Source organism: Blautia sp. HCP28S3_G10, assembly GCF_052065235.1.
In the GTDB taxonomy this organism is placed as follows: Bacteria; Bacillota; Clostridia; order Lachnospirales; family Lachnospiraceae; genus Blautia_A.
This window is the reverse complement of sequence record NZ_JBQHUL010000008.1, coordinates 16,910-43,406: the sequence shown is the minus strand read 5'-3', so window position 1 is coordinate 43,406 and position 26,497 is coordinate 16,910. Positions and strand designations below refer to the sequence as shown.

20 protein-coding genes are annotated in these 26,497 nt (G+C 43.1%); 14 read left to right on the top strand and 6 right to left on the bottom strand.

What is annotated here, in order from left to right:
* Positions 1-86 precede the first annotated feature (86 nt).
* The 4 genes from ACTNB8_RS05435 to ACTNB8_RS05420 all read right to left on the bottom strand — a co-directional run bounded on the left by ACTNB8_RS05435 (position 87) and on the right by ACTNB8_RS05420 (position 6,671).
* Positions 87-2,645 carry a heavy metal translocating P-type ATPase gene (locus tag ACTNB8_RS05435; protein ID WP_441052954.1) on the bottom strand — a complete coding sequence of 853 codons (2,559 nt, stop codon included), beginning with the start codon at positions 2,643-2,645 and terminating at the stop codon, positions 87-89.
* Between the two features lie 63 nt (positions 2,646-2,708).
* On the bottom strand, positions 2,709-3,038 hold the full coding sequence (locus ACTNB8_RS05430; RefSeq protein ID WP_441052953.1) for a metal-sensing transcriptional repressor: 330 nt from the start codon (positions 3,036-3,038) through the stop codon (positions 2,709-2,711).
* 810 nt (positions 3,039-3,848) lie between these two features.
* A complete protein-coding gene (locus tag ACTNB8_RS05425) occupies positions 3,849-5,177 on the bottom strand; it encodes an MATE family efflux transporter (protein ID WP_441052951.1) in 1,329 nt (442 codons plus the stop codon).
* 288 nt (positions 5,178-5,465) lie between these two features.
* Positions 5,466-6,671: an ion transporter gene (locus ACTNB8_RS05420; RefSeq protein WP_441052949.1), complete on the bottom strand. Its 1,206-nt coding sequence runs from the start codon at positions 6,669-6,671 to the stop codon at positions 5,466-5,468.
* Between the two features lie 423 nt (positions 6,672-7,094).
* Here ACTNB8_RS05420 and ACTNB8_RS05415 point away from each other — a divergent pair, with 423 nt between their 5' ends.
* From ACTNB8_RS05415 to ACTNB8_RS05355, 13 genes are all read left to right on the top strand, one after another.
* Positions 7,095-8,012, top strand: a complete 918-nt coding sequence (locus tag ACTNB8_RS05415) for an AEC family transporter (RefSeq protein ID WP_441052947.1) — start codon at positions 7,095-7,097, stop codon at positions 8,010-8,012.
* A gap of 128 nt (positions 8,013-8,140) precedes the next feature.
* Entirely contained in the window at positions 8,141-10,594 is a 2,454-nt protein-coding gene (locus ACTNB8_RS05410) for a methyltransferase domain-containing protein (RefSeq protein ID WP_441052945.1), read from the top strand.
* 10 nt (positions 10,595-10,604) lie between these two features.
* Complete coding sequence (locus ACTNB8_RS05405) at positions 10,605-11,513, top strand: LysR family transcriptional regulator (RefSeq protein WP_441052943.1); 909 nt, start codon at positions 10,605-10,607, stop codon at positions 11,511-11,513.
* A gap of 155 nt (positions 11,514-11,668) precedes the next feature.
* Positions 11,669-12,613 (top strand): nickel ABC transporter permease, encoded by a 945-nt coding sequence (gene nikB / locus ACTNB8_RS05400; protein ID WP_441052941.1) that lies wholly within the window; start codon positions 11,669-11,671, stop codon positions 12,611-12,613.
* The gene (gene nikC / locus ACTNB8_RS05395) at positions 12,610-13,479 is read left to right on the top strand and encodes a nickel transporter permease (protein ID WP_441052939.1); all 870 of its coding nucleotides are present in this window, start codon (positions 12,610-12,612) and stop codon (positions 13,477-13,479) included. The genes nikB and nikC overlap by 4 nt, the downstream gene beginning before the upstream one ends.
* A 23-nt stretch (positions 13,480-13,502) precedes the next feature.
* Complete coding sequence (locus tag ACTNB8_RS05390; RefSeq protein WP_441052937.1) at positions 13,503-15,038, top strand: ABC transporter substrate-binding protein; 1,536 nt, start codon at positions 13,503-13,505, stop codon at positions 15,036-15,038.
* Positions 15,039-15,061: 23 nt separating this feature from the next.
* Positions 15,062-15,862: an ABC transporter ATP-binding protein gene (locus ACTNB8_RS05385; protein ID WP_441052935.1), complete on the top strand. Its 801-nt coding sequence runs from the start codon at positions 15,062-15,064 to the stop codon at positions 15,860-15,862.
* A 1-nt stretch (position 15,863) separates the two neighbouring features.
* Entirely contained in the window at positions 15,864-16,622 is a 759-nt protein-coding gene (locus tag ACTNB8_RS05380; RefSeq protein ID WP_441052933.1) for an ABC transporter ATP-binding protein, read from the top strand.
* 397 nt (positions 16,623-17,019) lie between these two features.
* Positions 17,020-18,576, top strand: a complete 1,557-nt coding sequence (locus tag ACTNB8_RS05375) for an ABC transporter substrate-binding protein (protein ID WP_441053024.1) — start codon at positions 17,020-17,022, stop codon at positions 18,574-18,576.
* Positions 18,577-18,582: 6 nt separating this feature from the next.
* Positions 18,583-19,578, top strand: coding sequence for an ABC transporter permease (locus ACTNB8_RS05370; RefSeq protein WP_441052931.1), 996 nt, complete (start codon positions 18,583-18,585; stop codon positions 19,576-19,578).
* Positions 19,575-20,402, top strand: a complete 828-nt coding sequence (locus tag ACTNB8_RS05365; RefSeq protein ID WP_441052929.1) for an ABC transporter permease — start codon at positions 19,575-19,577, stop codon at positions 20,400-20,402. Before ACTNB8_RS05370 ends, ACTNB8_RS05365 begins: the two co-directional genes overlap by 4 nt.
* A 9-nt stretch (positions 20,403-20,411) precedes the next feature.
* A complete protein-coding gene (locus ACTNB8_RS05360) occupies positions 20,412-21,332 on the top strand; it encodes an oligopeptide/dipeptide ABC transporter ATP-binding protein (RefSeq protein ID WP_441052927.1) in 921 nt (306 codons plus the stop codon).
* The gene (locus ACTNB8_RS05355; RefSeq protein ID WP_441052925.1) at positions 21,329-21,934 is read left to right on the top strand and encodes an ABC transporter ATP-binding protein; all 606 of its coding nucleotides are present in this window, start codon (positions 21,329-21,331) and stop codon (positions 21,932-21,934) included. The genes ACTNB8_RS05360 and ACTNB8_RS05355 overlap by 4 nt, the downstream gene beginning before the upstream one ends.
* Before the next feature lie 145 nt (positions 21,935-22,079).
* Here the strand turns inward: ACTNB8_RS05355 and ACTNB8_RS05350 are convergent, their stop codons facing one another.
* Complete coding sequence (locus tag ACTNB8_RS05350) at positions 22,080-23,963, bottom strand: right-handed parallel beta-helix repeat-containing protein (protein WP_441052923.1); 1,884 nt, start codon at positions 23,961-23,963, stop codon at positions 22,080-22,082.
* Between the two features lie 175 nt (positions 23,964-24,138).
* Entirely contained in the window at positions 24,139-24,927 is a 789-nt protein-coding gene (gene frlD / locus ACTNB8_RS05345; RefSeq protein WP_441052921.1) for a fructoselysine 6-kinase, read from the bottom strand.
* A 289-nt stretch (positions 24,928-25,216) separates the two neighbouring features.
* Here frlD and ACTNB8_RS05340 point away from each other — a divergent pair, with 289 nt between their 5' ends.
* Positions 25,217-26,446 (top strand): ABC transporter substrate-binding protein, encoded by a 1,230-nt coding sequence (locus tag ACTNB8_RS05340; protein WP_441052919.1) that lies wholly within the window; start codon positions 25,217-25,219, stop codon positions 26,444-26,446.
* Positions 26,447-26,497 lie beyond the last annotated feature (51 nt).

Here is a 26,497-nt window from a genome sequence, read left to right as displayed (position 1 = left end):
CAGTTATTCTTTTATTATACGTAAAACGACTCCGCCTGAAAAGAGGCGGAGTCGAAAATTTGTGATAGTTACCTGTGATCCGTATATTATTCCTGGGTGATACCGGTAACTTCATATCCGGCATCTTTGATAGTCTGACGAACTTTGTCTTCGTCAACTTTTTCGTCAACTGTGAATACAGTAGTTCCTTTTTCATGGGAAGATACAACATCTTCTGCACCGAAAGCTTTTTTAATGGATTCATTTACGTGTGCTTCGCAGTGAGGGCACATCATTCCTGTTACATTTACTGTTACTTTGATCATTTTTCTGTTCTCCTTTTCTTCATTATTAAATTCATTTTTTATATCATCAATGGGAACAGCCCCTTTGATTTTCTTATCTTTTGCAGTGTCATGGATCCTGAAGAAGTTCAGGCGCAGTGCATTTGATACTACGCAGAAACTGGAAAGACTCATGGCAGCGGCACCAAACATAGGATTCAGAGTCCATCCGAAGATTGGAATCCATACACCGGCGGCCAGTGGAATACCGATTACATTGTAGAAAAATGCCCAGAAGAGATTTTCGTGGATATTTTTCAGTGTAGCACGGCTTAAGCGGACGGCAGCCGGTACATCACTGAGCTGGCTTTTCATCAGAACAACATCAGCTGCATCAATGGCAATATCTGTTCCGGCACCGATAGCAATACCGATATCGGCTCTTGTGAGGGCAGGGGCATCGTTGATTCCGTCTCCTACCATAGCAACTTTACCTTTTTCTTTCAGGGTACGAATCACTCTTTCTTTGCCATCAGGAAGGACTCCGGCAATAACTTCATCCACACCTGCCTGGGCGCCGATCGCTCTGGCTGTGCGTTCATTGTCACCGGTAAGCATTACCACACGGATTCCCATATTCTGGAGCTCTTTTACTGCCTGCGGGCTGTCTGGTTTGATTACATCGGCAACAGCAATGATTCCCAGAAGTTGTCCGTTTCTGGCAAAAAGAAGTGGAGTTTTACCGTTTTCTGCAAGCTTTTCGGCATGTTGTTTCAGGTCAGCAGGAACATTTATCTGGCTGCTGATATATTTCATGCTTCCACCAAGAAGTGCTTCGTTGTCTAATGTGGCTGTAAGTCCATTTCCCGGAAGAGCCTGGAAATCAGATACCTCAGGAGCAGTAAGAGAACGTTCTTCAGCTCTGTGCAGGATAGCTTTTGCAAGCGGATGTTCACTCTTTTTCTCAAGTGCAAATGCATTGAGAAGAAGGTCATTTTCATTGATTCCACTGGCAGGGAGAATATCGGTAACTTCCGGCTGACCACTTGTGATGGTACCGGTCTTGTCAAGGGCAACAATCTGGATTTTACCTGCTTCTTCAAGGGAAACGGCGGTTTTAAACAGGATACCGTTCTTGGCACCCATGCCGTTGCCGACCATAATTGCCACAGGAGTGGCAAGTCCGAGTGCGCACGGGCAGCTGATAACAAGAACAGAAATTCCTCGTGCAAGTGCGTAGCCGAATTCATGTCCTGTCAGGAGCCAGATGAGTGTTGTGACAATTGCAATTGTAATAACTGTCGGTACAAAAATTCCGGAGACTTTGTCTGCGATTTTGGCAATAGGAGCCTTGGTTGCAGCAGCATCGCTGACCATTTTGATGATCTGGGAGAGTGTGGTGTCTTCACCGACTCTTGTAGCTTCGCATCTGATAAAGCCGGACTGGTTTACAGTTGCGGCAGAAACCATATCTCCGGCAGCTTTATCAACAGGAATGCTTTCACCTGTAAGGGCTGCTTCATTGACAGCACTTGTTCCTTCCAGGATCACACCATCAACAGGAATATTTTCACCAGGGCGTACAACAAAAATGTCTCCCTTCTGTACCTGTTCGATCGGAACAGTGGTTTCCTGACCGTTTTTCAGGATAACAGCAGTTTTCGGAGCCAGCTTCATGAGACTTTTCAGAGCATCTGTTGTTTTTCCCTTGGATCGTGCTTCAAGCATTTTTCCAACGGTGATCAGCGTCAGGATCATTGCTGCAGACTCAAAATAAAATTCCATCATATAGTTCATGACTGCAGCTGAATCTCCGTCAACCTGGGCTCTTGTCATTGCGAAAAGTGCATAGACGCTCCATACGAAAGAGGCCATGGAGCCAAGTGCAACAAGTGTGTCCATGTTTGGTGCATGATGCCACAGGCTCTTGAAACCGCTGATAAAAAATTTCTGGTTGATGACCATGACGATGCCTGCCAGCAAAAGCTGTACCAGGCCCATGGCTATGTGATTGTCATTGAACCAGGCGGGAAGAGGCCAACCCCACATCATATGTCCCATGGAGAAGTACATCAGTACAAGTAAAAATCCTACAGATGCGATCAGACGGCGTTTCAGAACAGGAGTCTCGTGATCTTCCAGAGCTTCTTCTGCTTCGGACATGGAGACCTGCTGTTTGCCGGCGCCTTTCAGGGAGGCGCCGTATCCGGCCTGCTCTACAGCTGTGATAATGGCCTGGGAAGTGGCTGTTCCTTCTACGCCCATGGAGTTTGTCAGAAGGCTGACAGAGCAGGAGGTTACTCCGGGAACCTTTGACACAGCTTTTTCTACCCGGGAGCTGCATGCTGCACAGCTCATGCCAGTGACGTTATATTGTTCCATAATAAATTTCCTCACTTTCAGAATGGTATGTCTAAGTGGATAGGTATTGTTTCCAGTAAGTGTTTATTTCATCAGTTTCTGAAGGGTTGTTACCAGTTCATCAATGGTTTCGTCTTTGCCCTGGCGAATGTCTCTCGCCACACAGTTGTGTATGTGATTGGAAAGTAACTCGCGGTTAAAGGCGTTGACAGCTGCATTGACAGCTGCAGACTGGATCAGGATGTCATTGCAGTAGGCATCGTTTTCCAGCATTCCTATGATTCCCCGAATCTGGCCTTCAATACGCTTCAGGCGGTTGATGAGTTTTTTACGTTCTGCGTCTGTGCGGTCGGTGTGTTTCGTACCGCAGCAACAGGAACAGGTTTCTTTTTCGGGGGTTTTATTTTCTTTCATAAAATCTCCTTTCGGATTGTGGTTGGTTAGATGAAAAAGCGAATGGTTGGGATTGCTGGATACCCTGTGGGGGTATCTTTATGAAATAAATATATACCCCTTAGGGGTATTTGTCAAGAAAATCCTGAAAGTTTATGATAAAAAATTTAGCAGGGGTATTGATAACAGGGACGGTCTGGTTTCGGGAGTTCTGTAGGAGAACGGGCTTCGGAATTGAGAAATACTAAGATTCGATAAATCTGTTAAGAACATTCAGAAAAATCACGAACTCGCTGCGCTCAGACAGTGTGATTTTTCTTCATAACACAGATTTCTCTCATCAAGTATTTGCGCAATCCCTGCAGAGTGTTCTCCCACAGAATCTCCCGAATCAGACCTGTGTATTATCAATATGCCATGTTTGCGAAAGTTTTTATTATATCTTCTTTCGTGTGGGGGATTGTTAGCGGTTCGGAGAACCGCGGTCCGGTGCGGCAGCCTCGTTCTGAGCAAGGGGGAAAGAAAACAGTTTGGTAAATATTTGAAGAATGGATAAATATCAGCAGTGTAATAAAAAATATCCCCATGCCTGTGTGCTTGAAGGAATTTGTAGAAATACTTGATGCATAGGTTTTTGCGTTATCAGAAAAAATGGATTGTCTGAGCCGAAGGCGAGTTTGACATTTTTTCTGATGGTTTTAGCAAAGTTCTATGAATCATAGTGTTTCTGAATTCCTGATTTACTAAAGGCATGGGGATATTTTTTATATACAACTGCGTGAAGTGTGAATTATACATTATTTAAATTATTTAATGTTTTCTGATTCCGCCTCAGATTCCAATAATTTTCTTACTGAGGTAATAGGAGATCACTGCGGTCGCAGCCTCCGCAACCCAGAACGCATTCCACACTCCCACAGCTCCGAAAAACCGGCTCAGGATAAATGCCGCAGGCAGTATGATCAGCAGATATCTGCAGAGAGAGACTATAAGTGAAGCTGTACCACGGCCCAGTCCTTCCAGTGCACCACAGGCAGTTACTGAGACTGAGGAGACCAGAAAACCTGCACATATGATACGAAGAGCAGTTTTTCCGGCAGAAATTGTTTCAGGATTTGTTGTAAACATACCGATCAGCTGTCCCGGTACAGTCAGACAGATGACAGTTCCGATCAGCATGATCACACCACTCATGACAAGAGTTACCTGATAAATTTTGCGGACACGTCTGTGTTCTCCGGCACCATAATTATAACCGATCACCGGACGCATACCCTGGACGATACCGCTGGCCGGAAGATAAAGAAAAGTCTGCAGCTTGTAGTAAATACCGAGAATCACCACATAACTCTGAGAATATGCAGAAAGAAGACCATTCAGTGCAGAAACCAGAAGTGACGGAAGTGCAAGATTCAGTGCACCTGGAATTCCAACAGAATACAGACGGCTGTCAATCTGTCTGTCAGGGCGGAGATATTTGCGTCGGATTTTTGCCGGAATTGGATAAACAGCATAAACGATCAGATAAAAAATCAGATTCAGCGCCTGGCCAAGTCCTGTAGCAAGGGCAGCTCCTTCAATTCCCATAGCAGGGAAAGAACCAATGCCAAAAATAAGCAGAGGATCCAGAATGATATTGGAAACGCAGCCAACCATCAGACCGATCATAGTAATCTTCATTTGTCCCACACCCTGAAAGATTTTTTCATAGGCAAGGTTTATTGTATTAATAACTGCAAAAAGAAAAACAATAGTTGAATAGTGACATCCGGCTTTGATAACATCTTCGCTGGAAGTAAAAAGAGCGAGAAAACCGGGCATGATCAGGATACATACTACAGTAAGAACAACTCCATGAATGGCAGACAGGACAAGTCCGTGGGTTGCTGCTTTTCCGGCAGTTTCGGCATTGCCGGCACCGAGAGAAATTGCAATATATGAGCTGATTCCGATTCCAAACCCGATAGCTGCTGCATTTGCAAAGTTCTGGATTGGAAAAACCAGAGACAGGGCAGTCATGGCATTTTCGTTGATCTGTGCTACAAAAAAACTATCCACGATATTGTATAGTGAATTTACAAGCATGGAAATGACCATGGGAAGTGCCATGGATACAAGAAGCGGAAATACCGGTTTTTCTTTCATAAAAGACTGATTCAAAAATTTATCCTCCTTGTTGAAAATATAGCAAAGCAAATAAACAAAATAAAAGCCACACAACTACCCTCAGATAAAGGTAATTGTGTGGCGAAAAATAGCTGTGTCAAAAACGACTGTGCCAGAAAAATCCACACTGTGTTTTGGAAATAATAAAACATGAATTACTGTCCAAGTTTTATGACAACAGGATTGTAGCATGGAAGACTGAAAACAGTCAAGAGAAGATTGCATTTGTGGTTATCAGGATTTTAGCCAGGTTGCTGTGAACGGAGTGAACAGTAACTGGCATTATATTTCCAAATCATCTGCATTGGCCATGAGAGTCTGGGTATACAGGATAACAGTATCCCCTTCCTGAAGTGTCATGTTTCCGCTGGGAATAAGTAGTTTTTTGTGGCGCTTGACAAGCACAATGATAGAATGGCGGGAGATATCAAGGTCACGGATTTTCTGGCCGGTCCAGGGATTTTTGGCAAGGAGAGTGATCTCCTTAAGCTTAATATGGTCTTTGTCCTGGAAAGATTCTGCACCGATGACCAGTACATCGTCAGGCTGAAGAACCAGATCTCCTTTGGGAACCAGAATCCGGTGGCTGCGCTGTACAACTGCGATGATGATTTTTTCGGGAAGATTCAGCTCGGCAATGTTGTGACCGGTCCATTTGTCGTTTTTGCTGAGCTGGATGCGGATAAAATGTACGTCTTCTTCCTGGCCATATTCGCCGATTCTCTTGAGGCGGGAGTATTGTTCAACGAAGCCGGCAGAAATAATACCGGTGGGGATAGCGACCATACCAACACCTAGAAATGCGATAAAAATACCGAAAATTTTGCCCATGGTGGTGACCGGGTAGATATCTCCATAGCCTACGGTCAGCAAAGTGGAGGCTGCCCACCAGATTCCGGAAAATGCATTTGTAAAGACTTCTGGCTGTGCGCGGTTTTCAAGGCTGTACATGCAGAGACTGGAAGACAGCATCAGTATCAGAATGATGAAAACAGAAGACAGTAGCTGCTGTTTTTTGCCAATGATTACTTCTGTGATAACATTCAGTGAATCGTAATAGGCATTGATCCGGAACAGGCGGAAGATCCTGACGATTCGCAGCATACGGAAAGCCACTGCCCCCGAAGGGAAGAAAAACGGCATATAATATGGAACAAATGACAGAATATCTACGATGCCAGAAAAGGACAGCAGGTATTTGGAGATGGCTCTCGGCTGCGAGACATCAGGATACATATATCTGGCGGTATATACACGGAGCGCAAAATCTATTGCAAAGAAAGCAACGGTGAGTCGTTCCAGTGTGAGCAGGAGCGGTCCGTATTTCAGCTCCATATTATCGAAAGTGTATAAGATGCTGACTGTAAGATTCAGGATTATGGTGAAGGTATTAAAGAAGTCATATCCCCAGCATACTGCATCATAATTTGAACCGATTTCTATAATTTCAAACAGCCGTTTCCGGCGTTTTTCCCATTTACTGTCCATATGAAAACCTCATCTGAATAAAAGTGTTTCAGGGAGAAAATCCCCCAAATCATATACAAATATTACATGATAAATCCAAAGCCGTCAACGGAGGCTGGCAGTCAATCTGGCATCGAAAAAGATGAAAAACATATAAATCGATGTCAATATTCTGCAATAATGAGTGTGTCGGGCATCGGAAATAAGATTAAACATATAAATCGATGCTGCTGATTTGCAATAACAGGTTAATTTAGCATCGAAAATTAAATTATTCGTTTAAATCGATGCTTTGTTTATTTTGGGATGCATGAAAGGGGGAGATATTGCAGGGTGTATTTTTGTGTGATAAACTTATTAAAGTGCGTGTCAGCGCACAGGCGGCAGGTATCATAAGACACTTGCCGACAGTACTATTCAAAAGAGGAGTAACAGGAAAAAGAAATGATAACAGTAATAACATTACAGGTTACATTATTCCTTCTGATCGCTGTAGGATTTGTATTAAAAAGAATTCATATAGTAGGTCCTCAGGGCCAGAAAAACCTCAATGACATGGTCATTTATGTGATTTTACCATGCAACATCCTTCACGCATTTACAGAAGGAGCAGCAGACGGAGCACAGTTCATGCAGTATCTTGAGATATTGGTGATTTCCATGTGTATACAGATCTTCTGTGTGTTTTATGGAAAGATTATGTACCGGAATGAATCGAAAGACCGATACAAATGCCTCCAGTATGGAACTATCTGCTCGAATTCAGGATTCCTTGGAAATCCGATATCAGAAGGCATTTACGGGGCAGAGGGACTTGTACTTACCAGCTTCTATCTGATTCCAATGAGAATTATGATGTGGTCATCAGGACTTTCTGTTTTTACGGAGACAAGCAATAAAAAAGCCGCATTAAAAAAAGTTCTGACACATCCGTGCATTATCACCTGCGAACTGGGTATCATACTGATGCTGACAGGATGGAAACTTCCAGCTGGAATCAGCGGAATGGTAAATTCATTATCAAACTGCAATACAGCCATGTCCATGATGGTTATCGGAATGATCCTGGCAGATATTGATCCAAAGGAATTCTGGGACTGGACAGTTGTGAAATATACAGTTCAGAGACTGATTGTTATTCCGGCAGTAGTTTATATAGTGTGTACAGTTCTTCCGCTTCATCTGCCGAAGATGGTGCTTGGTATCAGTGTTATTCTGGCTGGAATGCCGGCTGGTGCAACGACCAGTATTCTGGCAGAAAAATATGATTCCGATCCGGCATTTGCGACGAAGATGGTTATTTTTTCCACGCTGCTGTCACTTCCGACAATCTGTCTGTGGAGTATATTTCTTCAGGCATAAATTCAAGAATGCCTGTATGAACAAATCTGACAACAATCATTTGTTATTTTTATGACGAACTATCCCCCCAGGAGGCTTGTGGGAGGGGTAGTTTTTTTGTACAATAAAATAAAAAAGCGAGAAATAACATGAACAATCTTAAAAACGACATTCATGACTACTGGACGAACCGCGCCAGAGGTTATTCAGAATATAATCAGCAGGAAATGGCAGATGCCAGAAGAACCATGTGGAGGGATAAGCTTCTTCAGCTTCTGGATAGACAGTTTCCGAACAGAAAACATGAAGAAATCACTATCCTGGACGTGGGAACCGGACCAGGATTTTTTGCAATACTCCTTGCAGAAGCCGGATATCAGGTGACCGCAGTGGATTATACAGAGGAAATGCTGAAAGAAGCCAGACAGAATGCAGGAGAACTGGCAGAGATGATTCAGTGGCAGGTTGGAGATGCTCAGGAACTGGAATTAGAAAGTGAAAGTTTTGATGCAGTAGTTACCAGAAACGTGACCTGGAACCTGCCAGATCCGGCAAAAGCATACAGAGAGTGGAACCGCGTGCTGAAAAAAGGCGGTGTTCTTTATAACTTTGATGCTGACTGGTATGGCCATCTTTTTGACGAGGAAAAAAGAGAAGGATACAAAAAAGACCGTCAGCAGACAAAAGACCAGAACGTGGAAGATTATTATAAAGGAACCGACATTGAGAAGATGGAAGAGATTGCCAGACAGGTACCGTTAAGCCAGCTGAAACGCCCTGAATGGGATATGAAAGCCATGAAAGATGCTGGTTTTGTGAACATTGAATGTAACCGTGAAGTGTGGAAAGAAGTATGGACAGAAGAGGAAATCCTGAACAACAGTTCCACGCCGATTTTTCTGCTGGAGGGTCATAAAAAAAGAGAACGTTTTATCTTTAAAAATATAGTCGCAGAACCTGGAAAAATATGGAACGGTGAGCTGGAACTGAACGACGGAAAACTGAAATTCCCGACAACTGTTTTTCACGGGAAACGCCCTGGTAAAACGATGCTGATCACTGCCGGAGTGCATGCAGGTGAGTATGTGGGAATCCAGGCAGCAGTAGAATTATCACTGAAACTGGACATCGAAAAAGTGGCAGGAACGGTGATTATTGTTAAAGTTCTGAATCGCCCGGCTTTTGAAAACCGTAATGGAAGCCTGGGTCTGACTGATGGCAAAAACCTCAATCGGGTGTTTCCGGGAAACCCGGACGGAACAGAAATGGAGCAGCTTGCATGGGCAGTTTCACAGGAATTACAGCCTGTAGCGGACTACTATATAGACCTTCACAGTGGAGATGATTTTGAGACTCTGACACCTTATGTTTATTACGCAGGTGTTGCACCTGAGGATACTGTAGCCGAATCCAGGAGAATGGCAGAACAGGTGGATGTACCTTATATGGTAAAATCCAACGTAACATCCGGCGGTTCTTATAACTATGCTGCATCACAGGGAATTCCAAGCATTCTTATTGAAAGAGGCGGAATGGGAGCATGGACTTATGAGGAGACCCGTTCTACAAGAAGAGATGTAAGAAACATTCTCTGCCACCTCGGAATCTATCTCGGACAGAAAGATTTTCGTACCTATTATCCTCTTGAAGTAACAGATGTACGTTATCAGGATGCGGAGAAAACAGGACTATGGTATCCATTTAAAAAAGCCGGTGATGTATTCAAAGAAGGTGACCTTCTTGGTGAAGTAAGGGACTATGAGGGAAATGTAAAAGAAATCAGTATTGCAGAATTTGACGGTGTGATTCTTTATCAGTGCGGGACTCTGCAGATTCCGGGCAACAGTCCGATGATCGCCTATGGAAGGATCATCAGTCCTTATGATGAACGTAAAGAGCGTATCGTTAATTACTGGGGAAAAAGAAGCGACAGTTTTCTTTCTCAGAAACGGCAGGAACTTCACAGTGCCATGGCTGAACGCTGGATAAAAGAGATCCGGAAACAGCTTCCGGAAGGCAAAAAACTCCGCATTCTTGATGTGGGCTGTGGCGCCGGATTCTTCTCTGTACTTCTTGCCAGAGAAGGTCATCAGGTAACGGGAATCGACCTGACTCCGGACATGATCAAAAATGCCCGTCAGCTTGCAGAAGAAGAAAAAGTTTCCTGTGAATTCCAGGTCATGGATGCAGAAAATCCGGATTTCCCGGACGAGACTTTTGACGTTGTTATCTCCAGAAACCTTACCTGGACCCTGCCTCATGTAAAACATGCTTACAAAGAATGGGTGCGTGTGCTGAAAAAAGGCGGAGTGCTTCTGAACTTTGATGCCAACTATGGAATTACTGATTTTTCCAACGTCAGTGATCTTCCGGAAACACATGCACATCATACACTTGGTGATGAGATGATGAGAGAATGTGAAGAAATCAAGCGCCAGCTTCCGATCAGCTCCTACAGCCGTCCTGCATGGGATCTGGAAACTCTCGGAGCTATGAAACTGGAAGAATTTCAGGTAGATCTGGGAATCAGCAGCAGGATTTATCTGGAAAAAGATGAGTTCTACAATCCGACACCAATGTTTATGCTGAGAACCAGAAAATAATGGAGAAAATATGGATTTAAAACAGTTACAGTACTTTATTGCCTGTGCACAGACAGGCTCTTTCAGTGATGCGGCGAAGATTCTTTATTCCACACAGCCGAGTGTGAGTAAGGTAATAAAATCATTGGAAGACAATCTGGGAATGCAGCTTTTTGAACGCCTGCCAAGAGGAATACGGCTGACTGTGCAGGGACAGAAAGTTTATCATTATGCATGTAAAATCACAAACGAGGTGGAATTGCTGGAAAACATGTCCTCCAGTGGAATGACAAAATGGCTGAGAATATCTTTTAATCCCAGTTCATGGTTTGCGGATCAGTTTGTGGAATTCTATAATGAAACCTATGACAAAAACTATCATTTCCAACTGACAACAGCCGGTGTCCGAAATATTATGGAAAGAGTCAGAGATTATCTGGATGACATTGGGTTTGTCTACATACTGAGTCACCAGAAAGAGAATTTTCTGTATGAACTTGCAAAAAACAAACTGCAGTTTGAAGCTTTTTATGAAACAGATGTAATGCTTTATCCTGGAAAACTTACAGAACTTTTGAGCGAAGACAGGTCTGAGTTATTGTTGAACGACTTGAAAGAAATGCGTTTTATTCAGAATTATCAGGATGAATTTTTTGACCTGGGTGCTGCACAGGATGATTCTTTTCAATGGAAAGATCTGGATATTGCTGTTCTTACAAACAGTGATTATGTAATGGAAAAAATGCTCAGAAACAGCAGGTTGTCAAATGTGAGTGGAAGCTATCTTTCAGAAGATAAGAAAGGCGCAACACCTGGTATGCCGTTGGATATAGACGGAAACAAAGTAATTTTTGGTGCTGTTACACATAAGGGTGAGATTCCGGATTGTAGTGTAGGAGAATTTATTGAATTTCTCCGAAGTCGCCTTCCAAAAAGTTAAATCAGACTTATTCCAAAATAAGTATAACATATGCAGATTTAGAATAGCAAGCAACCCGGGGGGAGGGTTGTTTGCTATTTTTTCATTTGATAGACTTTATCTGATGAATTATTATGCGGATATTTTGTCTGATATGCAGACATAAAGGAGAATGAATGATTAGATACATTTTAAAAAGACTTCTTCAGCTGATTCCGATTTTAATAGGAATCACTTTTTTGTCTTTTGCCATGATGCGTCTGGCAGGTGGTGATGCGGTCACTTATATGTATGAAAATGCAGGCTCGGCAGTTTCGCAGGAAGTGATTGATGAGACAAGAAAGGAGTATGGTCTGGATCAGCCATTTCTTGTTCAGTATGCAAAGTGGTTTACAGGAATGGCAACCGGAGATATGGGCAAGAGTTATGTATCCAAGAGGGATGTTTATGAAACTTTTATAGAAAAACTACCGGCAACAATCTTACTGACAGTATTTTCTGTATTACTGACAATGCTGATCGCAATTCCCCTTGGAATTATTTCAGCAGTTAAACATAACAAATGGATTGATTATTTAATTCGCTTTTTAAGCTTTATCGGGAACTCAATGCCGAATTTTTTTGCGGCACTGGTGCTGATGTACTTCTTTTCTATCAGACTGGGATGGCTTCCGGTCATTACCAGTGACAATATTGCATTAAGTCTGATTTTGCCTACACTGACTCTTGCCATATCTATGGCATCCAAATATACCAGGCAGGTGAGGGCAACGATCCTTGAAGAACTGAATAAGGACTATGTAGCAGGAGCAAGAGCAAGAGGTGTCAGAGGGAGTGTGATCATCTGGAAGAATGTGATGAAATCTTCCATGCTCACGATTATTACCCTGCTGGCATTATCAATAGGAAATCTTTTGGGAGGAACTACAATTGTTGAAACCATTTTTATGTGGGATGGTGTTGGCAAAATGGCAGTAGATGCCATTACCATGAGAGATTATCCGATCATTCAGGCATATGTGGCATGGATGGCAATTATATATGTGGTTGTAAATCTGATCACAGATATCATTTATCATTATCTGGATCCTCGGGTGAGATTAGGAGGTGACAGAGCATGATACAGAAAAAGAAACAGGTATCTGTCCGAAAACAGAAAATAAAGAAAAACCATGTCAGAGAAAAGCTGATCTTTTTTACCATACTGGCGCTGGTTCTGCTTGTTGTCGCAGCCTTCGCACGAAAACTCTGTCCGTATGATCCGGATATACAGGATCTTCTTCTGGCGCAGAAACCACCCAGTGCGGAACATATACTGGGGACAGACCGTTATGGAAGAGATATGCTTTCACGTGTGCTTGTAGGAAGTACAACCAGTATTTATGCAACATTGCTGCTGGTAGCGATCGTTACTGTATTTGGAACCGTAATTGGTATTATATGTGGCTGGTGCGGGGGAATTCTGGATACTGTTCTGATGCGTATATCGGATCTGTTCCTGGCATTTCCAAGTCTTGTCTTTGCTCTTGCAGTAGCAGGAGTACTTGGTGGAGGTGTTCAGAATGCGATCATAGCTCTGGCAGTCATCGGGTGGCCGAAGTTTGCCAGACTTGCCAGAGGTCTGACCCTCGCCCAGAAAGAGGCTCCATATCTGATGGCGGTGAAACTGTCGGGAAGCAGCACATTCAAAATTATGTTTAAACATATTTTGCCGAATATTGCGGGGCCGATTCTGGTTACTTCTGTTCTTGATATTGGGACTATGATGATGGAACTTGCCGGGCTTTCCTTCCTTGGACTGGGAGTACAGCCGCCGATAGCAGAATGGGGAAGTATGATCAATGATGGAAGAAGTATGCTTCAGATTTCACCATGGATGGTACTTGCACCGGGACTTGCCATATTTATAACTGTTATGATCTTTAATCTTCTCGGAGATACACTCAGAGATTATATGGATCCAAAAGAGAGAGCAAAAAGACAATAAAACACAGAAAGGAAATAACTATTATGAAGAAGAAGTTAATTGCAGCAATTCTTACAGGAGCAATACTGGCAGCTGGAATGTCAGTAAGTGTATGGGCTGATGGTGAAAAGTCATTTGTGTATGGAACAACCGGCTACAGTGAAGAAATGGGAGATGCCGGATTAAATCCGCATGATAACTATTCCGGATGGAGTGTACTTCGCTACGGTGTTGGCGAAACTCTTTTTAAATACAATGACAACATGGAAGTGGAGCCATGGCTTGCAACAGATTATGAATTTGTAGATGATACAACTGTAAAAATCACACTTCGTGACGGAGTGCAGTTTTCCAGTGGGCGTACAATGGATGCAGAAGCAGTGAAGGAATGCCTGGAAGATCTGATCGCGGTGCATGACCGTGCGCCTTATGATCTCAAGATCGACCATATCGATGCAGACGGACTGACACTTACCATTTATACGACAGAGCCATGTCCGGCAATCATCAATTATCTTGGAGACCCATATGGTGCGATCATTGATATGGATTACGGAATCCAGGGAGAAGGCGGTTCTGCCAATGTTGCCGGAACAGGTCCATACATCGCAGAGAATGTTACTCCAACCCAGATCGATCTGGTAAAAAATGATAATTACTGGGGTGGAGAAGTAAAAGTAGATAAAGTGACGGTCAAATCTTTTGCGGATGGAAGTGCGTTGACAGCAGCTCTTCAGACCGGAGATATTCAGGGAACTTATGGGCTTCAGTACGATAACTATGCGTTATTTGACGGAAACTCTGATTATACAATCAATTCCTGTGCGACAAGCCGATGTTTCTTTGGTCAGTTTAATATGGATTCCGAGATTATGAAAGATCAGAATGTCCGCAAAGCAGTTGAGATGGGAATTGATAAAGAAGGATTCTGTTCTGTGATCATGCAGGGACGTGGAGTTCCGGCAAAAGCAGCATTTCCAAGCAGTTTTCCTTATGGAAATGATGCAGTGGAAACCGTTTCGTATGATCTGGATGGGGCAAAGAAACTTCTCGAAGAATCTGGATGGACAGATACAGATGGTGACGGATATGCAGATAAAGATGGACAGAAACTCAGCATTAACTGGCTGACTTATCCGACTCGTCTGGAACAGCCGAAACTTGCGGAGTATGCACAGGCTACACTGAAAGATATCGGAATTGATGTGGTTGTAAATAATACTTCAGATCATATGACGATTGCCAAGAGCGGAGATTTTGATGTATATGTAAGTTCTACAACCACAGCACCGACCGGTGATCCGGAATACTTCTTTACCAGCACAGTAACAGGTGCAAAAAATTATGGAAATTATCAGAATGAAGAAGTAACGAAACTGACAGAGCAGCTTCATCAGACTTTTGACAAGGACGAAAGAGGCAAACTAGCCGTAGAACTCCAGCAGGATATTCTGGATGATGATGCGTTCTTCTTCATATCACATCTGAATATGGGAATCGTGACAAAATCAAACGTTACAGGAATGGCAGCACATCCATGTGATTACTATGAAATCACTGCAGATCTGGACGTAGAGTAAAATCCTGAGGAGAATAAAAAATTATGAATTCTTTGCTTCGTGTAGAGCATGTGACAATTTCTTACAATGGAATGCCGACAGTCGAGGATATCAGCTTCGAGCTGCAACAGGGCGAGATCCTTGGGATCGTAGGTGAGTCCGGTAGCGGCAAAAGTACGATCATCAAGGCAATAATGGGACTTCTGGGGGAAGAAGGTCTGGTTACAAAAGGTGATATCTGGTACAAAGGAGAAAACCTTACAGATATGAGTGAAAAGAAACTTCGTAAATATCTGGGGACGGAGATTGGAATGGTATTCCAGGACTGCAAAGCCGCATTATGTCCTGTCCGGACGATCGGGGCACAGATACATGAGGCAGTGTCAGAACATGAGAAAATCAGCAAAAAGGAAGTCCGAAAACGTGCGGGGGAGATCATGAAGAAGATTGGTCTGGATGACAGTGACCGTGTGCTGGACAGCTATCCGTTTGAACTCTCCGGCGGAATGAACCAGAGAGTAGGAATCTGTACGGCCATGATCATGCATCCAAATCTGCTTCTGGCAGATGAACCGACCAGTGCACTGGATGTAACTGTTCAGAAGCAGGTGGTAGAAGAACTTTTGCTTATGCGTAAAGAATATAATACTGCGATGATTCTTGTGACCCATAATATTGGTGTTGTAAGGAGGATGGCAGACAGGATACTGGTCCTTCAGAATGGGCAGGTAAGAGAATATGGAGAAACTGAGACTGTCCTGGACAGTCCGAAAGATCCATGTACAAAGAAGCTGATGAGCTCCGTGCTTCATCTGAGGCGAACAGAGAATCAGGAGGTGCAGTGAAATGACAGATATTATCCTGAAAGCTGATCATCTCAAAAAAGTATTTATATCAGGGAAAAAATCCATGATTGCAGTGGACGATGTCAGCTTTGAACTGGGGCGGGGAGAATGCCTTGGAATCGTAGGCGAATCTGGCTCCGGCAAAAGTACGATCGCCAAAATGATCACACATCTTGAGCCAGTGACAGATGGACAGATTTTCCTTAAGGGAAAGGACATTACCCACGCCGGAAGCAAAAGCTTAAGAAAAATCTATCAGGATATTCAGATGGTTTTTCAGATGCCAATGGAATCTTTTGATCCAAGATGCACTTTGGGCGATGGAATTGGGGAAAGTCTTCGGAATAGGGGGATAAATCATACAGAAACACGAAAACGTGTGGAAAACCTTCTTGAAAGATGCGGCCTGAATACAGAATACGCAGACCGCTATCCACACCAGGTCAGTGGCGGAGAGTGCCAGCGAGCCGCAATTGCCAGAGCACTTGCGGTAAGTCCGGAAATCCTGATCTGTGATGAAGTAACCAGCGCACTTGATGTAACCGTACAGAAACAGATCCTGGAATTGCTGATCGGGTTGAAACAGAAAGAGAACCTGTCATTTATCCTGATCTGTCACGACCTTGCTCTGGTGCAGGCATTCTGTGACAAAGTACTGGTTCTTTATCATGGAAAGACTGTAGAATACGGAACCCCGGATGATATCATCAATCACCCGAAGATGGATTATACAAAGAACTTAATAGATTCAGTTTTATAAAATAAAAAAGTACTTCCTGCGGAATGGGAAGTACTTTTTTATTATGGGTTATCTGGTGTTTTATGAGTGGAGGTCTGTGCACCTTTATCTGATAAAATAACACAGTTCTTTGTGTTGATTGTATTTTAACAAAATGCAGTGTAAAAACAAGCCTCCCAGGGGGATGCAGAGCTATGAAAAAATCGCAGGATTTATGCGATATATGAATAGGTCAATATCCCCCAGGGACGGTTATATATGGTCCAAATTGATGGTATACTGATAGAACTTGTTATGCATAATAAATAAATATAAATCCTGAAAGTATTGATAAATACAGCGTTGTGCATAAATAAGAACAAAAGGAGGAAATGATATAATGAAGAGAAAATTACTGGCGGTTATGATGGCAGTATGTATGACAGCATCGTTTGCAGGGGGAACTGCGATTGTATTTGCGGCACAGGAAGAAAGTACAGCGAAGGACGAAGTGATCGTGACTATGCCGACAACATCAGAGCCGGAATCCGGCTTTGACCCGGCATATGGATGGGGAGCAGGAGAGCACGTACATGAACCGCTGATCCAGAGTACACTTACTACTACAAATACAGATCTTTCTATCGGGAAAGACCTGGCAATAGATTATTCTGTCAGTGATGATGGACTTACCTGGACTGTCAAAATTCGGGATGACGTCAAATTCACGGACGGAGAACCTCTGACAGCATCGGACGTGGCGTTTACATACAATAACTGCCGCGATAACAGTTCCGTCAATGATTTTTCCATGCTGAAAGAAGCAGTGGCGTTGGATGACACAACTGTTGAATTCCATATGAATACACCATTTGCGGTATGGCCATATACTATGGCAATTGTAGGAATCGTTCCGGAGCATGCTTATGATGAAAATTACGGACAGAATCCAATTGGTTCCGGACGCTATATCATGAAACAGTGGGACAAAGGACAGCAGGTTATTTTTGAGGCAAATCCGGATTACTATGGAGAAGCGCCAAAAATGAAAAAAGTAACTGTTCTTTTCATGGAAGAAGATGCAGCACTGGCAGCAGCCCAGTCTGGCACGGTAGACGTGGCACATACAGCGGCATCCTATTCAGATATAACGGTTGACGGATATGATCTGTTCAGCGTACAGACAGTAGATAACCGTGGATTCAATCTTCCGGCAACTGCGGCAGAGGAAATTGACGGAGTAACTTATGGAAATGACTTCACCAGTGATGTAGAAGTAAGACGTGCGATCAATATTGGCATTGACCGCGAAGAAATGATTGAAAATGTTCTGAACGGTTACGGAACTCCGGCATACAGCGTATGCGACAAGATGCCATGGTACAATGAAGAAGCAGAAGTAGAATACGATCTGGATAAAGCAAAAGAAACTCTTGAAGCAGCAGGCTGGGCAGAAGGTGATGACGGGATCCGTGAAAAAGACGGTATGCGTGCAGAATTTACCATGTTGTATCCGGCATCTGATTCTGTTCGTCAGGCACTGGCAGAGGACAGTAAGAACCAGCTTGTCGAACTTGGAATTGAAGTGACAACAGAGGGTGTTGACTGGGATACTGCCTATACAAGAGCAGAGTCTGATCCGCTTGTATGGGGCTGGGGTGCACATACACCAATGGAACTGTACAACATCTATCATACAATGAGCGAAACCGGCCTTGCAGAATATTCTCCATATGCAAACGAAACCGTAGATAAATACATGGATGAAGCACTGAAATCCAGTGATCTGGAAGAGTCTTATGATCTCTGGAAAAAAGCCCAGTGGGATGGCGAGAGCGGAATTACACAGGAAGGTGATATCCCATGGATCTGGCTCTGCAATATTGATCATCTGTACTTTGTAAAAGACGGACTTAAGGTAGCTGACCAGAAAATCCATCCACACGGACATGGCTGGTCTATCGTAAATAACGTAGATCAGTGGTCATGGGAGTAACAGATTTTGAATAATTTAAAAGCAAAATTTATCTTAACAAATTTCATCAAAGTGCTGCTTCTGCTGTTTGCAGTCAGTGTTGCTGCTTTTGCACTTATGACAGCTTCTCCGATCGATCCTCTGAAAGCGAATGTCGGACAGGCTGCGCTTGGAAGCATGAGTCAGGAACAGATTGCAAAACTTGAAGAATACTGGGGCGTGGGACAACCGCCCCTGCAGCGCTACATTGCCTGGTTCAGGGATTTTGTAAGGGGAGATATGGGAATATCTCTCCTTTATCGCCAGAAAGTTACGACAGTGATCGCGGTAAAACTTGGAAATTCTTTGTTCCTGATGATCATTGCGTGGGTTTTGTCCGGACTGATCGGATTTTTGCTGGGTTCACTTGCAGGTATGAATCGTGGAAAGCCGATTGATAAGATCGTCAAAGGATACTGTCTGGTGATCTCCAGTACTCCGGCATTCTGGATTGCCATGCTATTGCTGATCATCTTTGGGGTATGGCTCAAAATACTTCCCATAGGATTAAGCGTACCGATTGGAGTGGAGGCAAGCGGAGTGACTTTTCTTGACCGCGTGCGTCATGCGATTCTTCCGGCCGTGACACTTTCCATCACAGGAATATCCAATATTGCCATGCATACCAGGGAAAAAATGATCGACATCTGCGACAGCGATTACGTGCTTTTTGCAAAAGCAAGAGGAGAGAGCAGCTGGCAGATTTTCAAAAATCATGGTTTCCGCAATGTCCTTGGCCCGGCCGTGACACTTCAGTTTGCTTCGATCAGCGAGATTTTCGGCGGTTCAGTACTTGTGGAGCAGGTCTTTTCCTATCCGGGACTTGGACAGGCAGCAGTCAGTGCAGGTCTTGGAAGTGATATGCCGCTTCTGATGGCGATTACGATCATAAGCGCATTGTTCGTGTTTGGAGGAAACTTTATAGCGAATATTTTGTACGGAGTCATTGACCCGCGAATCCGAAGAGGGGGTGTGGGAAGATGAAAAACAGATGGAACCGCAGAAAAACGCTGGTACTCTGGCTTGTTATTGCTGTGGTGTTTCTTGCAGCAGTCTGTATCGGCGGTCTGTTCTGCGAAGATGCAGCAAGGGCAACAGATTTTTCCAGAAAGAACATTGCACCCTGTCTGAAATATCCGTTTGGTACAGACTGGCTTGGAAGAGATATGTTTGCGCGGACAGTCAGAGGACTTTCTATCAGTATCATCATAGGAGTATGTGCAGCTACGTTCAGTGCGGTCATGGCATTCATTCTGGGGATTGTATCTGCAACAATGGGAAAAACAGCAGATACCATTGTGACATGGATCATAGATTTGGTTATGGGAATCCCGCATATGCTTCTTCTGATCCTTATCTGTGTTGCATGCGGAAGAGGACTTAAGGGAGTCATTCTTGGAGTTGCGCTGACGCACTGGACATCTCTGGCGAGACTGATCAGAGGTGAAGTACTGCAGCTCAAAGAACAGATCTATATAAAAACAGCCAGAAAACTCGGAAAAAGCAACCTGTATATTGCGATGAAACATATGGCGCCACATTTGCTTCCGCAGTTTATCGTCGGACTTGTTCTTCTTTTTCCACATGCGATCCTTCATGAATCCGGTATTACTTTTCTTGGGTTCGGGCTGTCAAACGAACAGCCTGCAATTGGAATTATTTTGTCAGAAGCAATGAAATATCTGATCACAGGCAAATGGTGGCTTGCACTGTTTCCGGGAATCATGCTGGTGATTACCGTTGTATGTTTTTATACAACAGGAGAAAACCTTCGCAGACTGCTGGATCCGGCAAGTGCACACGAATAGGAGATTAAAATGGATAAGGAAAAAATTCTGGAGATCAACAATTTGAAAATATCCTTTACCCAGTATCAGAAAGGAATGCAACAGACAGAACTGCCTGTGATCAAAGACTTAAGTGTTACAATCCACGCAGGAGAAATGGTGGCAGTAGTCGGCTCTTCCGGCTCCGGCAAAAGTCTGCTGGCGCATGGAATCCTGGGGATTTTGCCATATAATGCGGAAATGGGTGGAGAAATACGATACTGCGGAAAGCCTCTGACTGAAAAAAACATTCGAAAGCTGCGGGGAAAAGAGATTGTTCTGGTTCCACAGAGTACTTCTTATCTGGATCCTTTGATGAAGGTAGGGAGACAGATCTGCAAAGGAAAGAAAGATAAAGAAAAGAAGCATCGTCTGGATAAGATTTTTGAGGAATATTCGCTGGACAAAAAGGTTCAGGAGCAGTATCCGTTTGAGCTTTCCGGAGGAATGACCAGAAGAATTATGATCTCTACGGCGTTGGTCGAAAAGCCTAAGCTGGTTATTGCAGATGAGCCGACACCGGGACTGGATCCGAAACTTGCAAAACGTGCAATGGAACATTTCCGGCAGCTTGCAGATATGGGAGCTGCTGTTCTTGTCATTACACATGATCTGGAACTTGCATTGGAAACGGTGGACAGGGTACAGGTATTTTACGCCGGACATACGATAGAAGATGCGTCGGTGGATGATTTTGAGAGGGAAGAAACTCTGCGCCATCCATATACCAGAGCGCTCTGGCGTGCAATGCCGAAGCATGGTTTTCATTATATTGGTGGTGTACAGCCCTATGTAAAAGATAATCTGCAGGGATGTCCGTTTGCACCGCGATGTGACATGGCATCGCGGGAATGTCAGGGTGAAATTCCATGGAAAGTTTCCGGAAGTGGATATGTGAGGTGCATACTATGAAACTTGAGGTCAGAGATATGTCCTTTTGTTATGAGGAAAAAGGCAGACAGATATTGAGTCAGTTCAGCCTGAGTGCAGACAGCAGTGAACGTGTGGGAATCATAGCTCCCAGCGGCTTTGGAAAAACAACTCTGTGTAAGATTCTGTCCGGATACGAAACGCCGCAAAGCGGAGAGGTACTTCTTGACGGCAAAACGCTTAAAGAGTATGGCACATACTGCCCGGTACAGATGATCTGGCAGCACCCGGAGCAGGCAGTAAATCCGAGACTTCGCATGAAAAATGTAATCGAAGAGGGAGACAGGACAGATCCGGAACTGATTGAAAAGCTGGGAATAGAACCCGATTGGATGAACAGATTTCCGACTGAACTTTCGGGAGGAGAACTTCAGCGATTCTGCATTGCAAGGGCTTTGGGACAGAGAACACGTTTTCTTCTTGCGGATGAGATTACAACCATGCTGGATCTCATTACCCAGAGCCAGATCTGGCACTTTCTCATAGAGGAGACAGAACGGCGAGGTATTGGGATGCTGGTAGTCAGCCACAACCCGGAACTGATCGGGAAAGTATGTACAAGAATTGTTGAACTGAATAAATAATTGAGCACCGGTTTATCAGGCTGTAGTATGGAAAGTCAGGCCTGACAGACTGGTGCTCTTCTTTTGTTTTAGTTTCTCTGTATTGTAGATTCTGCAGAAAGCAGAAATAAAGACTGAAGGAAAACGGTGTCAGTCAAAACACTGCCTACTTAACTTTTATGGTTGTAAAAGCTTCGTTTTTGTTTTTATCTCGTGCTGCAATCCTGAGTCTGGTTCCTTTTTTCTGTTTCGCAATACGTACAGAGTATTTTCCGTTTGCAGATACCTTGCCTTTGTATGTTTTCTTTCCGCCGGTAATGATAATGGAGGTCTTTCTTTGTGCTTTGCCGGTTACTTTTCTGGAAGACGAACGAACCTTTTTCGCAGAGATGCGGGAAAGGTTTTTGGCATTGGTTTTGCATTTGCTGACCATGATCTCAGATGATGCTGACGGATTACTCAGCTTGTTCTTTTTTACTTTTTTTACAGTGGAATTTAAAAGAGCGATTCCGAACTGTTTGTTTCCTGTGACAGTGTTATTGCTGAGTTCACTAACCTTTGATTTTTTGCTTACCATGATACCACTGAGCTTGTTATTTTTGACAGTAGCATTTTTGATGATCGCAGTTGCTGTTTCAAGAGTGATACCGTGTGCTTTGTTGCCTGTAATTGCTGCAGTACCTGTCAGTTTCAGAATACCGCCCGGATTGACACAGATACCGTTCTTTGCGTTGCCTGAAACAGTGGTGCTGCCTGTGATCACAAGAGTATTTCCTTTTCCTGTAACACTGATGCCCTGAGATTCCTTTGAACTGGAAATGGTGTTTTTGCCATTCATTGTTACAGTAGAAGGACCGGAGGATTTGTCGTTGGTAACAACAACAAGGTTGATGGATTTGCTGCCGGTAATAGTAGAGCCTGAGATGGTAGCCTGGGAACTGTCGCATACTGTTACGCCCATGTAACCGCTTCTGCTGATGACAGTGTCATTGATGACAGCCCGGGATTTGTCTGCAACAGCAATACCGTCGTATTTATTGCTGTCAAACACGCAATTGCGTCCTGTTGTGACAGAAGCATTTTTGCGGACTCCGATGCCATTGTGACCGTTTCCGGAGATATTGCAGCCGTAAACATTTACATGTGCACCGCCATATACGGAAATACCACATACTGCATTATTAAGGATCTTACAGTTGGTGACAGTAGCTGTCTGAGTATTGTAAACACCGACACCGTGACCATTATTTCCGGTTACATTCTGGATTGTACAGTTCTCTACGCGGTTGGAAGTTCCAGCTATATGGAAGTTGCCATTCCATACACCACCATATACAAGACTGTCAGAACCGGACATATTTACAGTGGTGCCTGTAAAAGTGCTGTTATTTTCTGCAACGATATAGAGGTTTTCACCGACTCTCAGCTGACCGGACATTGTGTAGGAACCTGCCGGGAAATAGATCATTGTCGGTGTGGAAAGATCATCACGATTATTGATATAACCGTTTACTTCGGAACGGACATTTCCTTTGCCCTGTACCTGATAGATAGTTTTAATCCCATATGTATCTCTGATTTTCTGACCGTTCGCGCCGAGACTGACAGTGTTTTCGCCTGCGGCAATGTCAGTGTCTTCTGTTTCTTCTTCCGCTTCAGGAAGTTCTTCATCTTCGGACTCAATTGCAATTCCGGCATCATCTGAGAATGCTTCTTCTTCAGTTTCGATGGTTGTTTCATCGGAATCTGTGTCCGGTGTTTCGGGAACTGCTTCTTCAGGGTCTGCATCAGCGAGATCAGGAGAAGCCTCCGAGATGGTGCTGTCATCAGTAGCTGACTCGTCTGTGTCAGTGGAATCGTCGGAAACTACTGTATTATCAGAAGTTTCATTATCAGATTCTGCATCGGCAATAACAGCGGATGTAGTGTCATTGATAGTGTTTTCTGTGGCTGTGAATTCAGATGCATCTGCCTGAACTGTGCCTGCGAACGGAATGCCGCTCATCGTTACGGTAAAAGCAAGCATCAGTGTAAGAAATTTGTTCTTCATGTATTTTCCTCCCCTTTGATGATCATTGCTGCTGTTCGGTGCAGCAATATATAGTCGGTTAACTGACCTTACTATAGCACAGCGTGAGCATGAATTCAATAAACGGGAAATGATAAACCTGCTTTGCAGATTATCATTTCCCGTTTTTTATAACAGTTACACTACATAATATTGATCAATATGGGTTAAATTTCTGCACGATTTCAGATGAAGTGCGCGCACCACAGTCAAGACATCCCGGAATGTCCATTCCCTGGATCAAACCATACACAAAACCGGATATAAAGGAGTCTCCGGCACCTACAGTGTTGACGATTTCAGCAGCAGGATAAATCCCCTGTTTATAGAAAGTGCTGCCGTCATAACTCATACTGCCTTCTTCTCCAAATGTGGCAGTTACAATGTCAGGCCCATAGGAATAAGCTTTTTTGAGAAAATCCTGGATATTGTCATCATATTTTTCAAAAGAAAAGAACCCATAATTGGTATTCCTGAGGACGGGCTCAAGGACATCAAAATCTTTATTGAGAGAAAAATCCAGAATTATTTTACATCCTGCTTCGCGAAATTCGGGGAGAAGATGAAGTACATGACCAAACATATCAGTATGAACATAATCATGTGTTTTGGTGAATTCAATATCTTCTCTGGTTGGAGTATAATTTTCCATTACGCCTGGAACATTTTTGATATGAAATCTGTCAGTCCCGTTTTTTAATGTCATGTAAAAAACAGAAGTATCACCTTCATTTACCTGTATATGAGAAGAATCAATCTCATATTCCTTACATAAATCCAGCATTTCTTTTCCGTATAAGTCGGTACCTACAGTTGTTATTGCAGAGGTCTGGATTCCACGTTTTGCCAGATTAACAATGCAGTCAATTCCGTTTCCGGTAGCATATCGTTTGTCGAGATTCTGATAAACATCTATACAAGAAAAACCAATAGCTGCAACTTTCATTAATGATCGCTCCTTTACATAAAATTATTTACATAGACTCTCTTTATTTGTTATATTTGGAATGCTAACATAAATTAAAAAATATGTCAATTAAAATATAAAGAATAACTTAAAATGAAATATGGAATAGCTTAAATAATACAAAAATAAGACATAATGCATAAATAAATGTAGAATAAATTGTGATAAATGTGGAAAATAAACAATGGTATTGACATAATGAAATAGAATATGTATTATAAACGTATAACAAATGACCGAATCAATATAACGAAAGGAGAAGTACAAAATGAGAAAAAAACAAATGATGGCACTTTTAATGAGCGGGATGGTGTTAACAGGGGTGTTTGCCGGAGTTAATACAGCACAGGCAGACGCAAAAACAGAAATTACCTTATGGCATTATTTTTCAACCGAGGGATCTCAGCAGAGATTTCAGGAATATGTAGATGAATTTAATGCACAGTCAGACAAAACAGAAGTTAAGGTAACAGTTCTTCCTTTTGCAGATTTCAAGAAACAGCTGACAGTAGGGGCAGCGGCATCATCATTACCAGATCTGGCTATGATTGATAACTGTGACACTGTATCTTATGCAGCAATGGGAATCCTTGAAGACATTACTGATGAAGTAGAAAACTGGAAATCTTATCAGAATTATTTCCCGGAAATTCTGAATACATGTAAATATGAAGATAAGGTATATGGTATGCCTTTAGAATCTAATAACCTTGAGATTATTTATAACAAAGATATTTTTGATGAACTGGGTGTAGAGTATCCGACAAATGACTGGACATTTGATGATCTGAAAGAGCTGGCAGAAAAAACTACGACAGACAAATATAAAGGATTTGCAGTATCAGGAATACAGAGTGAAGAATCTACATATCAGTTTCTGCCTTTCTTCTGGACAGCAGGTGGAGAAACCATGAACCTTAATAGTGATGCTGGAAAAACAGCACTTTCTCTCTGGTCAGACATGGTTGCTGAAGGCTATATGCCGAAGGATTGTATTACATGGACACAGTCAGAACTTGCATCTCAGTTTGAAAGCGGAAATATTGCAATGCATGTAATGGGATGTTGGAATATTACACCTTATAAAGATCATGATCTGAACTATGGTGTTGTAGAAATTCCATCAGCAACAGAAGGCGGCGAAAAAGCTACAGTGTATGGTGGTGAGAACCTTTGTGTAATCAAAGGAAAGAATACTGAGAATGCTCTTGAATTCCTTGAGTGGATGGAAGATTATGACAGAATCAGTGAATGGGATAAGGCCATCGACCATTTCACAGCATGTGATGACGCAGTGGCAGATGAACGTTTCCAGACAGAAGAAATGAAACCTTTTATTGATATGGTTCCAAATTCTCGTGCAAGAGATGTTGTAACATACTGGCCAAGCGTATCCGAAGGATACCAGCAGGCAATTCAGGAAGCACTTTCAGGACAGCAGCCAGTAGATCAGGCGCTTGCAGATGGTCAGGCACTGATCGATGCAGCAAAAGAATAACAAGCTAACGGTTACATGATAATAATATCAGCAGTATTTTAAATACTGCTG

Coding starts and splice junctions, on each gene's coding strand:
- ACTNB8_RS05410 (WP_441052945.1), top strand. CDS start 8,141: ATGAACAATCTTAAAAACGACATTCATGACTACTGGACGAACCGCGCC.
- ACTNB8_RS05360 (WP_441052927.1), top strand. CDS start 20,412: ATGGATAAGGAAAAAATTCTGGAGATCAACAATTTGAAAATATCCTTT.
- frlD (WP_441052921.1), bottom strand. CDS start 24,927: ATGAAAGTTGCAGCTATTGGTTTTTCTTGTATAGATGTTTATCAGAAT.
- ACTNB8_RS05420 (WP_441052949.1), bottom strand. CDS start 6,671: ATGGACAGTAAATGGGAAAAACGCCGGAAACGGCTGTTTGAAATTATA.
- ACTNB8_RS05415 (WP_441052947.1), top strand. CDS start 7,095: ATGATAACAGTAATAACATTACAGGTTACATTATTCCTTCTGATCGCT.
- ACTNB8_RS05365 (WP_441052929.1), top strand. CDS start 19,575: ATGAAAAACAGATGGAACCGCAGAAAAACGCTGGTACTCTGGCTTGTT.
- ACTNB8_RS05435 (WP_441052954.1), bottom strand. CDS start 2,645: ATGGAACAATATAACGTCACTGGCATGAGCTGTGCAGCATGCAGCTCC.
- ACTNB8_RS05375 (WP_441053024.1), top strand. CDS start 17,020: ATGACAGCATCGTTTGCAGGGGGAACTGCGATTGTATTTGCGGCACAG.
- ACTNB8_RS05350 (WP_441052923.1), bottom strand. CDS start 23,963: ATGAAGAACAAATTTCTTACACTGATGCTTGCTTTTACCGTAACGATG.
- ACTNB8_RS05390 (WP_441052937.1), top strand. CDS start 13,503: ATGAAGAAGAAGTTAATTGCAGCAATTCTTACAGGAGCAATACTGGCA.
- nikB (WP_441052941.1), top strand. CDS start 11,669: ATGATTAGATACATTTTAAAAAGACTTCTTCAGCTGATTCCGATTTTA.
- ACTNB8_RS05340 (WP_441052919.1), top strand. CDS start 25,217: ATGAGAAAAAAACAAATGATGGCACTTTTAATGAGCGGGATGGTGTTA.
- ACTNB8_RS05430 (WP_441052953.1), bottom strand. CDS start 3,038: ATGAAAGAAAATAAAACCCCCGAAAAAGAAACCTGTTCCTGTTGCTGC.
- ACTNB8_RS05380 (WP_441052933.1), top strand. CDS start 15,864: ATGACAGATATTATCCTGAAAGCTGATCATCTCAAAAAAGTATTTATA.
- nikC (WP_441052939.1), top strand. CDS start 12,610: ATGATACAGAAAAAGAAACAGGTATCTGTCCGAAAACAGAAAATAAAG.
- ACTNB8_RS05405 (WP_441052943.1), top strand. CDS start 10,605: ATGGATTTAAAACAGTTACAGTACTTTATTGCCTGTGCACAGACAGGC.
- ACTNB8_RS05355 (WP_441052925.1), top strand. CDS start 21,329: ATGAAACTTGAGGTCAGAGATATGTCCTTTTGTTATGAGGAAAAAGGC.
- ACTNB8_RS05385 (WP_441052935.1), top strand. CDS start 15,062: ATGAATTCTTTGCTTCGTGTAGAGCATGTGACAATTTCTTACAATGGA.